This window comes from Nocardioides sp. WS12 (assembly GCF_014108865.1).
Lineage (GTDB): Bacteria > Actinomycetota > Actinomycetes > Propionibacteriales > Nocardioidaceae > Nocardioides.
This window is the reverse complement of the sequence record NZ_CP053928.1, coordinates 142180-154832: the sequence shown is the minus strand read 5'-3', so window position 1 is coordinate 154832 and position 12653 is coordinate 142180. Positions and strand designations below refer to the sequence as shown.

The 12653-nt window shown below is 69.9% G+C and carries 12 protein-coding genes; 9 read left to right on the top strand and 3 right to left on the bottom strand.

Annotated features, from left to right (window positions below; all coding sequences use genetic code 11):
• Positions 1-4: 4 nt before the first annotated feature.
• The gene (locus tag HRC28_RS00670) at positions 5-1324 is read right to left on the bottom strand and encodes an aromatic ring-hydroxylating dioxygenase subunit alpha (RefSeq protein WP_182378174.1); all 1320 of its coding nucleotides are present in this window, start codon (positions 1322-1324) and stop codon (positions 5-7) included.
• Positions 1325-1487: 163 nt separating this feature from the next.
• On the opposite strand from HRC28_RS00670, the gene HRC28_RS00665 reads away from it, so the two are divergent.
• The 3 genes from HRC28_RS00665 to HRC28_RS00655 are packed head-to-tail and all read left to right on the top strand — an operon-like array spanning position 1488 to position 4144.
• Positions 1488-1826, top strand: a complete 339-nt coding sequence (locus HRC28_RS00665; RefSeq protein ID WP_182378173.1) for a non-heme iron oxygenase ferredoxin subunit — start codon at positions 1488-1490, stop codon at positions 1824-1826.
• Entirely contained in the window at positions 1823-3040 is a 1218-nt protein-coding gene (locus HRC28_RS00660) for an FAD-dependent oxidoreductase (RefSeq protein WP_182378172.1), read from the top strand. The genes HRC28_RS00665 and HRC28_RS00660 overlap by 4 nt, the downstream gene beginning before the upstream one ends.
• A gap of 36 nt (positions 3041-3076) precedes the next feature.
• Positions 3077-4144: an extradiol ring-cleavage dioxygenase gene (locus tag HRC28_RS00655; protein ID WP_182378171.1), complete on the top strand. Its 1068-nt coding sequence runs from the start codon at positions 3077-3079 to the stop codon at positions 4142-4144.
• A gap of 1 nt (position 4145) precedes the next feature.
• Here the strand turns inward: HRC28_RS00655 and HRC28_RS00650 are convergent, their stop codons facing one another.
• Positions 4146-4979: an IclR family transcriptional regulator gene (locus HRC28_RS00650; RefSeq protein WP_202033181.1), complete on the bottom strand. Its 834-nt coding sequence runs from the start codon at positions 4977-4979 to the stop codon at positions 4146-4148.
• 136 nt (positions 4980-5115) lie between these two features.
• On the opposite strand from HRC28_RS00650, the gene HRC28_RS00645 reads away from it, so the two are divergent.
• The 6 genes from HRC28_RS00645 (at position 5116) to HRC28_RS25525 (ending at position 11835) form a co-directional block, all read left to right on the top strand.
• Positions 5116-6144 (top strand): amidohydrolase family protein, encoded by a 1029-nt coding sequence (locus tag HRC28_RS00645; protein WP_182378170.1) that lies wholly within the window; start codon positions 5116-5118, stop codon positions 6142-6144.
• The gene (locus HRC28_RS00640) at positions 6141-7274 is read left to right on the top strand and encodes an NAD(P)/FAD-dependent oxidoreductase (RefSeq protein ID WP_182378169.1); all 1134 of its coding nucleotides are present in this window, start codon (positions 6141-6143) and stop codon (positions 7272-7274) included. The genes HRC28_RS00645 and HRC28_RS00640 overlap by 4 nt, the downstream gene beginning before the upstream one ends.
• Before the next feature lie 52 nt (positions 7275-7326).
• Positions 7327-8193 carry an alpha/beta fold hydrolase gene (locus HRC28_RS00635; RefSeq protein WP_182378168.1) on the top strand — a complete coding sequence of 289 codons (867 nt, stop codon included), beginning with the start codon at positions 7327-7329 and terminating at the stop codon, positions 8191-8193.
• 7 nt (positions 8194-8200) lie between these two features.
• Complete coding sequence (locus HRC28_RS00630; protein WP_182378167.1) at positions 8201-9916, top strand: AMP-binding protein; 1716 nt, start codon at positions 8201-8203, stop codon at positions 9914-9916.
• A 46-nt stretch (positions 9917-9962) separates the two neighbouring features.
• A complete protein-coding gene (gene npdG / locus HRC28_RS00625) occupies positions 9963-10619 on the top strand; it encodes an NADPH-dependent F420 reductase (protein WP_182378166.1) in 657 nt (218 codons plus the stop codon).
• Positions 10620-10701: 82 nt separating this feature from the next.
• A complete protein-coding gene (locus tag HRC28_RS25525) occupies positions 10702-11835 on the top strand; it encodes a lytic murein transglycosylase (protein WP_272902654.1) in 1134 nt (377 codons plus the stop codon).
• Positions 11836-11849: 14 nt separating this feature from the next.
• On the opposite strand, the gene HRC28_RS00615 is transcribed toward HRC28_RS25525, so the two are convergent.
• A complete protein-coding gene (locus tag HRC28_RS00615) occupies positions 11850-12638 on the bottom strand; it encodes a mycofactocin-coupled SDR family oxidoreductase (RefSeq protein WP_182378165.1) in 789 nt (262 codons plus the stop codon).
• Positions 12639-12653 lie beyond the last annotated feature (15 nt).

The window sequence follows — 12653 nt, the reverse complement described above, 5'->3', positions numbered from 1 at the left end:
GCGATCAGGACGTCGGCGACGCCATGGACGCGCGGTCCTGCCGCGGAGCGGTGAAGGTCGCGTCCAGCGGCGACTTCGGCTCCGAGGGGAGTTGCTCGCCGGTGACCAGTTCGTTCCAGCGGCGCCACCACGTGCGCATCTGCAACTCGTCGGTCGTGTTGCAGACCGACTTGTTCATGCCGCGCGACATGTCGGACCAGACCAGCTCGCGGGACGAGCCGAAGCCCACCTGGCAGGTTTCCAGTGCTTCGACGTCGTCGGGCGAGGCCAGGCCGCCGGGACCCCAGAAGGTGAGGAAGTTGTCGAGCCGCTGCTTGCGGAGCTCGTCGCCCTCCTCGGGCGGGGCCAGCTCCCAGGCGGTGACTTCCATGTAGTCGGGGGTGATCGGATCGATCTTGCGCACGACCACACCCATGACGAGGTCCACGATCACGAGGTTCGGGAAGATGATCAGGTTCCGGTTGCCCTTCATCCGGTCGACCCAGCCGGGACCGTAGATCTCGGCGAAGTGCTCGAACCGGGCCTCGCGCTCGGCAGCGCCTGCTTCGGACAGTGGCCGGCCGAAGAGCCCCTCGGTCGCGGGTGCGCCGGCGACGACAGCGTGGCCGTTGCCCAGGTCGATGCCGCGGGAGTCGCCGAGCGCCTTGGGGTCGAGCTTGCCGCGCGCGGCGAGCACCATCTCGAAGTAGCGCTGGTGGGTGGAGACCGCGTGGTAGCCGTCGATGCTGTTCTCGACGAGCAGCTTCCAGTTGGCCTTGACGGAGTACTCGTGGGTGCCCTCGAGCACCTCCATGCCGACCTCGGACTGGTCGCAGACGAGGTCGAGGTACTCCTTCGCCCCGGCCAGGTACGTCGACAGGTCCACGATGTCGGGGTCGAAGCTGATGAAGACGAACCCCCGGTAGGAGTCGACCATCGCCGGCGCCGCGAGACCGGGCCGCTCGAAGTTCTCGCCATAGGACTCGTCGCCCGGCATCGAGACCATCTCGCCCGCCGTACTGAAGCTCCAGCCGTGGTAGAAGCAGGTGAGGAAGCGGGCGTTGCCCTTGTCCTCGCGGCACAGCATGGCGCCGCGGTGGGGGCAGGAGTTGATCCAGACCTTCACCTCGCCCTTCGCGTCCCGGGCGAAGATGAGCGGGCGACCGGCGACCGAGCGGGTCTTGTAGTCGTTCTTCTTCTTCAGCTCGGTCTCGTGGCCGATGTAGAGCCAGGTGTGGTTGAAGATCTTGTCGCGCTCGAGCGCGAAGACCTCGGGGTCGACCATGGCCGCGCGGTTCACCTGGAAGCGCGGCGTCTCACGGTCGTCGTTCACATAGGTGGACACCGGACGACTCCTTTGTCTCTGAGAGTGGATTGCGTTCACCGTGCAGCAACGACTGCGGCGCGGCATCGCGTGGTTCCGGACGCCGGAACGGCCCGTGGTGACCGCCCTTCGCGCTGACGACAGTGAGACCTCAGAGACCTGGGCAGCGAGGGAAGGAATGCCGATGGAGAGTGCACAGACAGTCGAGCGGCGCTTCGCCTGCGATGACGGTGAACTTGCTCCCGGGGAGTCGATGACGGTCCCGCCGGGAGGCGGAGCGAAGATCGCCGTCGCGGTCTACCGCAACGACGAGGGCACCTACTTCGCGACCGCTGACACGTGCACCCACGAGGACTGGTCCCTGGGGGAGGACAGCGACCTGGAGGGCAACGAGGTCGTCTGTCCGCTCCACATGGCGCGCTTCGACATCCGGACCGGTGTGGCCCTGTGCTTCCCGGCGACGGTCGCGCTCGCCACGTTCGAGGTCGTCGTCGACGACGGCAAGGTCTACGTGCTCGGATGACGAACGTTGTCGTGGTGGTCGGCGGTTCGACCGGCGGTGTGCGGTCCGTGCAGGCCTTGCGTCGGGCCGGCTTCGAGGGCCGCCTGGTGCTGGTCTCCGACGAGGAGCACCTGCCCTACGACCGACCGCCGCTGTCGAAGGACCTGCTGGCGGTCGACAGCGTGGGTACGCCCGTCTCCCTGCTCAGCCAGGCCGAGGTCACCGAACTGGACGTGACCCTGCGGCTCGGTTGCCGGGCCGTCGGGCTGGACCCGGACGCGAAGGTCCTCACGATCGAACGCGGCGGCCAGTCCGACGAGGTCCCGTACGACGCGGTGGTCATCGCGACCGGTGTCGAAGCGCGCCGTCTGTCCGGGACCGACGGCATCGCCGGGGTGCACGTGATCCGTCGCCTCGAGGACGCCAGGGAGCTGCGATCCCTGATGGGGCCTGGCCGCAAGGCCGTCGTCGTCGGTGCCGGATTCATCGGCGCGGAGTTCGCCTCCGCGGCGCGTGCCCACGACATGGACGTGACGATCGTCGAGGCCCAGCCCGTCCCGCTCGCGCACATCCTCGGCGCCGAGGTCGGGGCCGAGGTCGCCTCGGTCCACGTCACTCACGGTGCCGAGCTCCGGACCGGCCGCACGGTCGCGGCCGTCGAGTCGGCGGACGGACGGGTGACCTCGATCCGCCTCGACGACGGCAGTGAGCTGCCGGCGGACGTGGTGGTCGTCGGGATCGGCGCCTCTCCTGCCACCGCCTGGCTCGCAGACTCGGGACTCCCCATCGGTGACGGCATCGACTGCGACGAGGACCTCCAGGTGCTCGGTTTCCCCGGCGTCTACGCCGTGGGCGACGTCGCCCGGTGGCCCCATCCGGCCTACGCCGCCCCGATCCGCATCGAGCACTGGACCAGTGCCGGTGACCAGGCGCAGGTCATGGCGGCACATGTCGTCGGCCGTGACCGGCCGGCCATCGCGCTGCCCTACGTCTGGTCGGACCAGTACGGCCAACGGATCCAGATCGTCGGCCGCCCCTCCGAGGGCACGGCCAGCACCATCCACGGCGCCATGGCGACCAGTGACCTCGTGGCTCTGTACGCCGCCCCGGACGGCCGCCTCGTCGGCGCGCTCGTGGTCGACAACCCCCGCCTGTTTATGCAGGTGCGCAAGGCGATCGCCGCCGGCACCCCCGCCCTCGAGGTCGAGCAGTCCCTGCTCGTGACCTCCCTCTGAACCGCCTGAACCACCACCATCGAAGGAGACACGGACGTGGCCGACGTACTTGGTGTGGGGCTGACCCACTACCCCCCGCTCGCCGGAGCCGACGAGCACATGGCGAACCTGCTCAAGAGCGCGCTCAAGGACCCCGACATCCCCGCGGAGTTCAAGGACCGCGCGTCGTGGAGCGAGCTGGCCCGCAAGGAGTGGGGTGACGACGAAGGCACCACCGCTGCCGCTGCGCATCGGGCGCGCCTGCTGGAGAACATGCGGATCTGTCGCGAGGCGATCGACGAGTTCGAGCCGGACGTGCTCCTCGTGTGGGGCGACGACCAGTACGAGAACTTCCGCGAGGAGGTCATCCCGTCCTTCTGCATGCTCGCGTACGACGACACCGTCGTGGAGCCGTTCGGCGTCCTCACCCAGAAGCTCAAGGTGCCCAACGTGTGGGGGCTGTCGGCCGACACGACGTTCACCATGAAGGGCGACCCGCAGTTCGCCAAGCAGGTCACCATCGACGTGCTCAACGACGGAATCGACGTCGCCTACTCCTACGAGCCGCGCCAGGGCATCTACTTCCCCCACGCCTTCGGCAACACCCAACTGTTCCTCGACTACGACGACGTCGGCGCGAAGTTCCCCTACCCGATCGTGCCGATGGCCGTGAACTGCTACGGCGAGCACGTGATCGCCCGCAAGGGCGGCATCGCGAAGTTCGCCGAGATCAACGCTGGCGAGCAGCTCGACCCTCCCGGCCCGAGCCCGAAGCGCTGCTTCGAGTTCGGTCGCGCCGTCGGGCGCTCGGTCGCCGCGAGCGGCAAGCGGGTGGCGCTGGTCGCGTCGTCCAGCTGGTCGCATGCGTTCCTGTACGACGCCGGCTGGCACCTGCGGCCCGACACCGCGTCGGACCAGGCCCTGTGGGACGCGATGATCGCGGGGGACTACGAGACGTGGAACGCCCGCACCAGCCGCCAGGTCGTCGACTCCGGCCAGCACGAGATGTTGAACTGGTTCTGCCTGCTCGGCGCGATGTCCGAGCTGGGCATGGAGCTGTCCTGGTCGGACTGGGTCGTCACCGAGATCTTCAACTCCAACAAGGCCTTCGCCCTGTTCCAGTAGGTCAGATCTCGCGTGGGAACCAGTGCTCGCGACCCTCGGCCAGTCCGTTGTCGACGTCTTCTGCGATGCGACGGACGGTCATGGTCAGGGCGCGCTCGGCCTGCGGGCGCAGCTCGGTGCCGGTCTCGAAGCCGAGGGACACGGCGCCGATGGCGAAGCCGTTGAGCAGGACCGGCGCGGCGATGCAGCTCAGCCCGGGCTGGGCCTCACCTTCCTCGCGGGCGATGCCCGCGTCGCGGACCTTGCGGAGCTCGGCGATCAGGGGGTCCACCGCGGTGATCGACCGGGTGGTCATGCCCGGGAGCGGGTTGGGCAGGAAGTTGGCGAGGTCGTCGAAGTTCTCATGGGCCAGCAGGGCCTTGCCGATCGCCGTGCAGTTGGCGGGAAGCCGGCCGCCGATGCTGGTGATGGACGCCGGGGAGTCACGCGTGGAGAGCTTCTCCAGGTAGACGACGTCGAACTGCCGCAGCACGGCGAAGTGGACCGTCGCCGAGCTCCAGCGGTGCAACTGGCCCAGGTGCGGCATGCCGAGGTCGCGCATGTAGCCGGCGGGGGTGCCGGCACCGAGCTGGAGCAAGCCCAGGCCGATCTTGTAACCGGAGCGGTGGTGTTCGACAGCACCCAGTTCGACCAGTCGTGCGAGCAGGCGGTGGACCGTGGACTTGGGCAGCGCCGCGGCGCGCGCGAGCTCGCTCAGCGTCATCACCCGCTCGTGCGGGTTGAAGGCACGCAGCAGGTCGAAGGCCTTCGTGAGGATGCTCGGTGGCTCGGCGGACGGGGCCGCCTGGCCTGCCTGTGCTTCCTGTTCGGACTCGGACATCAGCTGTTGGGTCACGGGCCCACCCCCTTGGTCCAACCATTTGCCGTGATGCCCGTCACTCTACGTCCGGCCCGGCGATTTCGGGAGCCCGTCGTTCCGGCGGCCGGAAATCCCTCCTGCCGAATCGGTCGCCAACAGGCACCGTGTCCGGATGGACGCGGGCGAGCTCACCGGGGGCGTGGACCTGCACGCCCACTGGATGGGCACCGACGTGTTCGCCGCCTCCGAGGAGCCCGGCGACTGGCCGCGGTTGGTGGTCGACTCCGGTGAACGAGGCCGGATCCTCATCGGAGACCGCCCGTTCCGCGACGTCCGTCCCTCGCTGTGGGATGTCGACGCGCGGCTGCGGGACCTCGACGCTGCGGGCGTTGAGGTCCAGGTGATCTCGCCGGTTCCCGTCACCTTCCCGTACGTCGACGATGCCGGCGCCGCGACGGAGTACGCCGTGGCCACGAATGCCTCCATCGCCCACGCCGTCGCCGCGAGCGGCGGTCGTCTCGCCGGGCTGGGCACGGTGCCGCTGCCGCACGCGGACCGAGCGGTCGCCGTACTGGAGGACGTGATGGGTGGGTCGGCGCCGCTCGTCGGCGTCGAGATCGGCGCTCGGGTTGCGGGCCTCGAGCTCGACGATCCGCAGTTGCTGCCGTTCTTCGAGGCTGCCGAGGCGCTCGGTGCGGTTGTCTTCGTGCACCCCTCCGACGGAGGGTCCGGGACGATCCGGCGTTCCGGCCAGCCCTACGACTTCGGCCTCGGCATGCACACCGACACGGCCCTCGCGGCGGGGGCGCTGGTGTTCGGTGGCGTCCTGGAACGCTTCACCGGACTTCGCGTCGTGCTTGCGCACGGCTGCGGCGGGTTCGCGTGGTCCTATCCCAGGCTGCGTTTGGGCGCCGAGCTGCTCCAGGGTCGTTCGCCCGGCGCGATCGACGAACGCGTCCGGTCGTTGTACGTCGACAGCCTGGTTCTCGACCCCGAGCACCTGCGGCTCCTCGTGCACCGGTTCGGTGCCGATCGCATCGTGCTCGGCACCGACCACCCCTTCTTCCCCGATCTCACCGGGGAAGCGCGGAGCATGCTCGCCGGCGCGGAAGTCGACGGAGCTCTCGGGACCGGTGGCGCCCAGCGGGTGTTCCGCACGAACGGCCTGGACCTGCTCCGCCGGTCCGCGGTGCCGGCGTGACGTCGCGGACGACGGAGGTCGCGGTCGTCGGGGCCAGCCTCGCCGGTCTCGCGACGGCACTCGGGCTCGCCCGTTCCGGGGTGCACGTCACGGTGCTCGACACCGTGCCAGCGCCGCGATTGCCCTGGACTGCCGTGCACCACTGGTCGGTGCTCCCCGTGCTCGAGGGGCTCGGTGTCCTCGACGACGCGCTGCTCGCCGGTGAGGCGACCGCGCACTGGGGACTCCATGTCCTGGCCACCGGTGAGCGTCATGTGTACGACGTCCGCGAGCTCGGCCCCGAGGTGCGGCTGCCGTTCAACCTCCGTCTGGAGCCCGCCACGCTGCGCGGGATCCTGCGGGCAGCGCTGCTCGCCCTGCCGAACACCGCGATCGTCGAGGACGTCCACCTCGAGATCCTGCGTCAGCACGAGGAGACCGTCGACCTCGTCCTGGACGGGGGCGCTGCCGGTCCGCAGTCACTGCGTGCGCGCTGGGTCGTGGGAGCCGACGGTCCGGCCAGTGCCGTACGACGCCATGCCGGCCTCGCGTTCGAAGGGACGACGTGGACCGAGCGCTGCGTCGTCGCGCTGGTGCACCACGACTTCGGTGCCCTGGGCTACCCCGACACCACGTTCCAGGTCGACGGCCACCACGGCGCGGTCGTGGAGCGGGCGGGACGCCACCTCTGGCGCTACCTCTTCCAGGAGTCGCTCTCGCACGACGAGGCCGCTGCCGAGCAGCGCGTCGTGGAGGTGCTGGAGGAAGTGACCGGGGTGCGGCCAGAGGTGCTCGACTGGTTCGCGGCCCGGATGCACCAACGGAGTGCGACGTCGTACCGCTCGGGACGGGTGGTGCTGGTCGGCGACGCCGCCCACGTCACCCATCCGATGACCGGTCACACCTCGCTGTCGGGCTGGTGCGATGCCGCCTCCCTGGCCCCGGTGCTGACGGACGCCGTGCACGGCGACCCTGACGACGCCGTCGGTCGGTGGGCAGAGAGTCGTCGCCGCCACTTCCTCGACGACGCGGCTCCGGCGAGCCTCGGTCGCCGGAACCTGGTCGCCCAGATCCGTGATCCACGGCGCCTCGAGGTCGAATTGGACGCGTTCCGGCAGGCATCCGTCGGGCTGGTAGCGCCGCCTTTCTAGTCGCTGGAACCGCTCGTTGTGACGGCCTCCGGCCGTGCCTAGCGTCGGTCTTGTGACCACGACATCCAGGACATCCTCGACTTCAGCAGCCCCGGCCTCCGACGCGGCGCGCGGCGACTTCATCGACGTCCGCGGGACGTCCACGCACTATCACGACCTCGGAGAGGGCACGCCGGTCCTTTTCCTGCACGGTTCCGGTCCGGGCGTCTCCGCGTGGGCCAACTGGCAGCACGCGTTGCCCGTCGTCGCGGAGCGCGCCCGCGCCCTGGCGCTCGACATCGTCGGGTTCGGCCACACGGAGCGGCCCGCCGATGTGCGGTACTCCCTGCGTACCTGGACAGACCATGTCTGGGGCTTCCTCGACGCGCTCGGGATCGACAAGGTCTCGATCGTCGGCAACTCGCTGGGCGGCCGGATCGCGCTGCAGATGGCCGAGGACGACCAGGAACGTCTGGGCAAGCTGGTCCTGATGGGCTCGCCCGGCGTCGGCATGACGCTCACCGACGGCCTCAAGGCGCTGCGGGCGTACGAGCCGTCGTCCGACAACATGCGCGACCTGCTCCGCGGCCACTTCGCCGTGGACCCGTCGCTGATCAGCGACGAGCTCGTGCAGATCCGGTACGAGGCCAGTGCCGCACCGGGTGCGCACGAGGCGTACCAGCTGATGTTCTTCCACCCGGACCACGCCGGCAGCGAGCTTGCCATCACCGAGGAGCAGGTCCGTGCCGTCACGCGGCCGAGCCTGCTGGTGCACGGTCGCGAGGACAACATCGTCCCCGTCGACATCGCCCTGAACATGCTGCGCCTGCTGCCCGACGCCGACCTGCATGTCTTCGCGCGCTGCGGCCATTGGACGCAGATCGAGCGGGCCGGCGACTTCAACGACGTGATCGGCCAATTCCTCGGTCTGGGGGCGTGAACCGGCGATGACGTCGACCTCCCGCTTCCGCGAGGCCCGCGACCAGCTGCTGGCCTGGCGCGGCGACCACGAAGGGGCCGTGGCCGGCTTCACCTTCCCGGACGTCGGTCCGCAATGGAACTGGGCGCACGACTGGTTCGACATCATCGCCCGTGGAGCGGACCGGGACGCCCTGGTGGTGCTCTCCGAGGACGGCTCGCGCACGTCGGTGTCCTTCGACGACATGGTCACCCGGTCCAACCGGGTGGCCCACTGGCTCGCCTCGTACGGAGTCCGCAAGGGCGATCCGGTGCTGGTGATGCTCGGCAACCAGGTCGAGCTGTGGGAGGTCATGCTGGGCGTCATCAAGCTCGGCGCCGTGGTGGTGCCGACCGCGATGGCGGCAGGGCCGGCCGATCTGTGTGACCGGATGGAACGCACCGCTGCACGGGCAGTGGTCTGCAATCCCGGCGACGCCGCGAAGTTCGACGGGGTCCCCGGCGACTACCTCCGCGTCGTGGTCGGCGAGCGTGCCGGATGGCTGCCGATTTCGGACGCCGCGGTCGGGACGGGCGCCGCCGTGGAGCACCCGGGCACAGCACCGGAGGACGCACTGCTCCTCTACTTCACCAGCGGTACGACGTCACGACCCAAGCTCGTGCAGCACACCCAGGCGTCGTACCCGGTGGGCCACCTGTCGACGATGTACTGGATCGGCCTGCGCCCCGGCGACGTCCACCTCAACATCTCTTCGCCCGGCTGGGCGAAGCACGCCTGGTCCTGCTTCTTCGCCCCGTGGAACGCGGAAGCGACGATCGTCGTCTACGACTACCAGCGCTTCGAGGCCGGCTCCCTGCTCGGGCGACTGGACAGCGAGCGGGTGACATCCTTCTGTGCCCCGCCGACGGTCTGGCGGATGCTCATCAACGCCGAGCTCGGCACCAAGCCGGCTGCGCTGCGCGAGCTGGTCGGGGCGGGCGAGCCGCTCAACCCCGAGGTCATCGCACAGGTCGACAGGCACTGGGGCCTCACCATCCGCGACGGCTTTGGCCAGACCGAGACCACCTGCCAGATCGGCAACACCCCGGGTGCGCTGGTCAAGCCCGGCTCGATGGGGCGCCCATTGCCCGGGATCCCCAGCGTGCTGGTCGATCCCGTCAGCGGTGAGCTCGTGGAGGGTGTGGGCGAGGGCGAGATCTGCCTGGACCTCGCGGCATCACCGCTCGCGCTGATGACCGGCTACCAGGGCGACGAGGAGCGGAACGCCGATGCGATGGCCGGCGGCTTCTATCACACGGGCGACGTCGCGGCCCGCGACGAGGACGGCTACATCACCTACATCGGGCGGACCGACGACGTGTTCAAGGCGTCGGACTACAAGATCTCCCCGTTCGAGCTCGAGAGCGTGTTGATCGAGCACCCCGCGGTCGCCGAGGCGGCCGTCGTACCGGCGCCCGACCCGGTCCGGCTGGCCGTGCCGAAGGCCTACATCGCCCTGGCGCCCGGGCACGAGCCCACCCGTGAGACGGCGTTGGCGATCCTGCGTCACGCCCGTGAGGGCCTGGCGCCCTACCTGCGGGTGCGGCGGGTGGAGTTCTTCGAGTTGCCGAAGACGATCTCCGGCAAGATCCGCCGCGTCGAGCTGCGGGAGCGCGAGGCGGGTCACGCCACCGCGCGGATGGCCCAGGAGTGGCGTGACGAGGACTTCCCCGAGCTCAAGAACGGCGGTGCCAGCGCCTCGTGACCGTTGTCACTCAAATGGTCCGACCATTCTGTCGTAAACTGGGGCCATGACTCCCGAAACCGTTCTCGCTGTCCTCGGAGGCACCGGGCCCCAGGGCCGTAGCCTCGCCCGGCGACTCGCGATCGGTGGTGCGAAGGTCGTGATCGGCAGCCGCGACGCCGGCCGTGCCGAGGTCGTCGCCAAGGAGATGCGCGAGGACGGGGTCGGTGTCGTCGGCATCGACAACCGCGCTGCAGCGAGAGCTGCCGACATCGTGATCGTCGCCGTGCCTTGGGACGGTCACGCCCAGCTGCTCACCGAGCTGCGTCCCGAGCTGGCAGGCAAGATCGTCATCGACTGTGTCAACCCGCTGGGCTTCGACAAGCAGGGTCCGTACGCGTTGCAGGTGCTCGAGGGGTCGGCCGCAGAACAGGCCAAGGCGCTGCTGCCCGACAGCCGTGTGGTCGGCGCCTTCCATCACCTGAGTGCCGCCCTCCTCGAGGACACGACGGTGGAGAGCCTGGACACCGATGTGCTCGTCCTCGGCGACGACCGCGAAGCGGTCGACGTCGTCATCGAGCTGTCGGCCCTGCTGCCCGGCGTTCGCGGCGTGTTCGGTGGCCGTCTGCGCAACGCCCACCAGGTCGAGGCGCTGACCGCGAACCTGATCGCGATCAACAAGCGCTACAAGGCGCACGCCGGGGTCCGCATCACCGACATCTGAACGCTCGTCTGTGCCGAACGGGGGATGGATCTCCCCTCCACGCCGGATGTGGGAGGCCCGTCGTACGACCTAGCGTCGGAGCATGATTCCCCAGCCTGACGTCATCGTCCGTGGTGCGGGCCGCGCCCGCCCCTCGCGGCGCCTCGTCGCGCTGGTCCCTCTGGGCGCGCTGTCCCTGGCCTGGACCCTGAGCGTCGCCGGCGCAGGTGCCGGCGTTGTGCCACTGGCCGCCGAGCGTGACGAAGCACTGCCTGCAGTAGCCGTGCCCGACCAGTCTGTCGACGTACCCGCGAGCCTGAGCTCGGACAGCCGGGTCGTGGAGCGCCCGGTCCGGATCGCGACCGTCGCTGCGACGTCGTCCCAGATCCCTGCCGTGGCGTTGGCGTCGTACCAGCGAGCGGCCACGGTGATGGCCGCTGCGGACGAGTCCTGTGGCATCGCATGGCCGGTCCTCGCCGCGATCGGCAAGGTCGAGTCGGACCACGCCAGCACGGGGAACAGCGTGCTCCAGGACGATGGCGTCGCGAAGCCGGGCATCATCGGCGTCCGGCTCGACGGCTCCCGATCGACCGCACAGATCTCGGACACCGACGGCGGGCGGTACGACGGCGACAAGTCGTTCGACCGAGCCGTCGGCCCCATGCAGTTCATTCCGAGCACCTGGGGGGTGGTCGGGGTGGATGCTGACGGCGATGGGCAGCGCAATCCGCAAGACATCGATGACGCAGCCCTCGCCGCGGCGGTCTACTTGTGCTCGGGCACAGGTGACCTGTCGACGCCCGCTGGACTCCGCCCGGCACTCCTCCGGTACAACAACTCCGGCCTCTACGCCGAGACGGTCCTCGCCATCGCTGACTCCTACGCCAACAGCGGCCCCCTCCCGGTCTCGGCCGGTGTCGCGGTGGTGTCGCACGGTTCGATCGGCGCCCGCGCGCCGCACTCGACGACGTCCAGGAAACAAGCCCGGAAGGCTGCCGCGAAGGCCGCCCCGGCTCCGGTGTCGCCGAGCGGCACGGGTGGGAACACCGGCACGGGCAGCGGTTCTGGTGGAGGCACGGGTGGCGGGAGCAGTACTCCCGAGGCTCCTGTTCCGGGGCCCCCGTTGAAGCCGGTCGATCAACTGCTGGACGCGGCCGAAACTCTCGTTCATTGCACCCTGGACGGGATCGCCGGCCTGTTGAACCCGTCAGCCCCGACCACCTGCAAGGCGCCGTGACGGCACCACCGTGATCAGCCGTTGAACCCGCCATCGGCGTGGATGTCGGCACCGTGCCACACCAGACCGGCGGGAGAGCAGCCGAACGCGATGGTCGCCGCGATCTCGTCAGCAGCCAGCGCCCGGCCGAGCGGCTGGTGCGACACCAGTTCGGCCCGGTCGACGCCGTAGAGCGCGGCGGTGGCGTCGAGCATGGGTGAGTCCGTGGAGCCGGGGGAGACCGCACACGCAGTGACGCCGGTGCCCTGCAGGTCGGCGGCCAGGCCACGGACGAGGCCGACGACGGCGTGCTTGGCGGCGTTGTAACCGGCCAGGTGGAACAGGCCGGTGTGGCCGGCCGCGGAGGCGACCGCGACGAAGCGGCACCCGCTCGGATCAGGCCCGGCGAGCATCGCGGGCACGACGGCAGCGGCGGTGTTCCACACGCCCCGTACGTCGACGTCCCAGAGGTCCGCGAGGTCAGCATCGGTTGTCTCCCACAGGGGAGCGCCGCCGCGGACGACCGCGGCACCCGCCACTGCCACGTCCAGCCGGCCCCAGCGGGCAACGGCGTCCGCGACCGCACTGTCGAGGGCGACACGGTCGCGTACGTCGGCGACCACCGGGACGACGTACTCGCCGAGCTCGTCGGCCAGTGCCTGGAGTTCCTCCGGGCGAGCCAGGGGCGGACCTTCGCACGAGTCGAGGGCGACGACGTGACAGCCGTCGGCCACCAGCCGGCGCACCGTCGCAGCACCGATCCCGCGCGCAGCGCCGGTGACCAGTGCAACTCGTGTCGCACCCGAGCCTGAGGGAGAGGTCATGGGCACAGGTTAGGG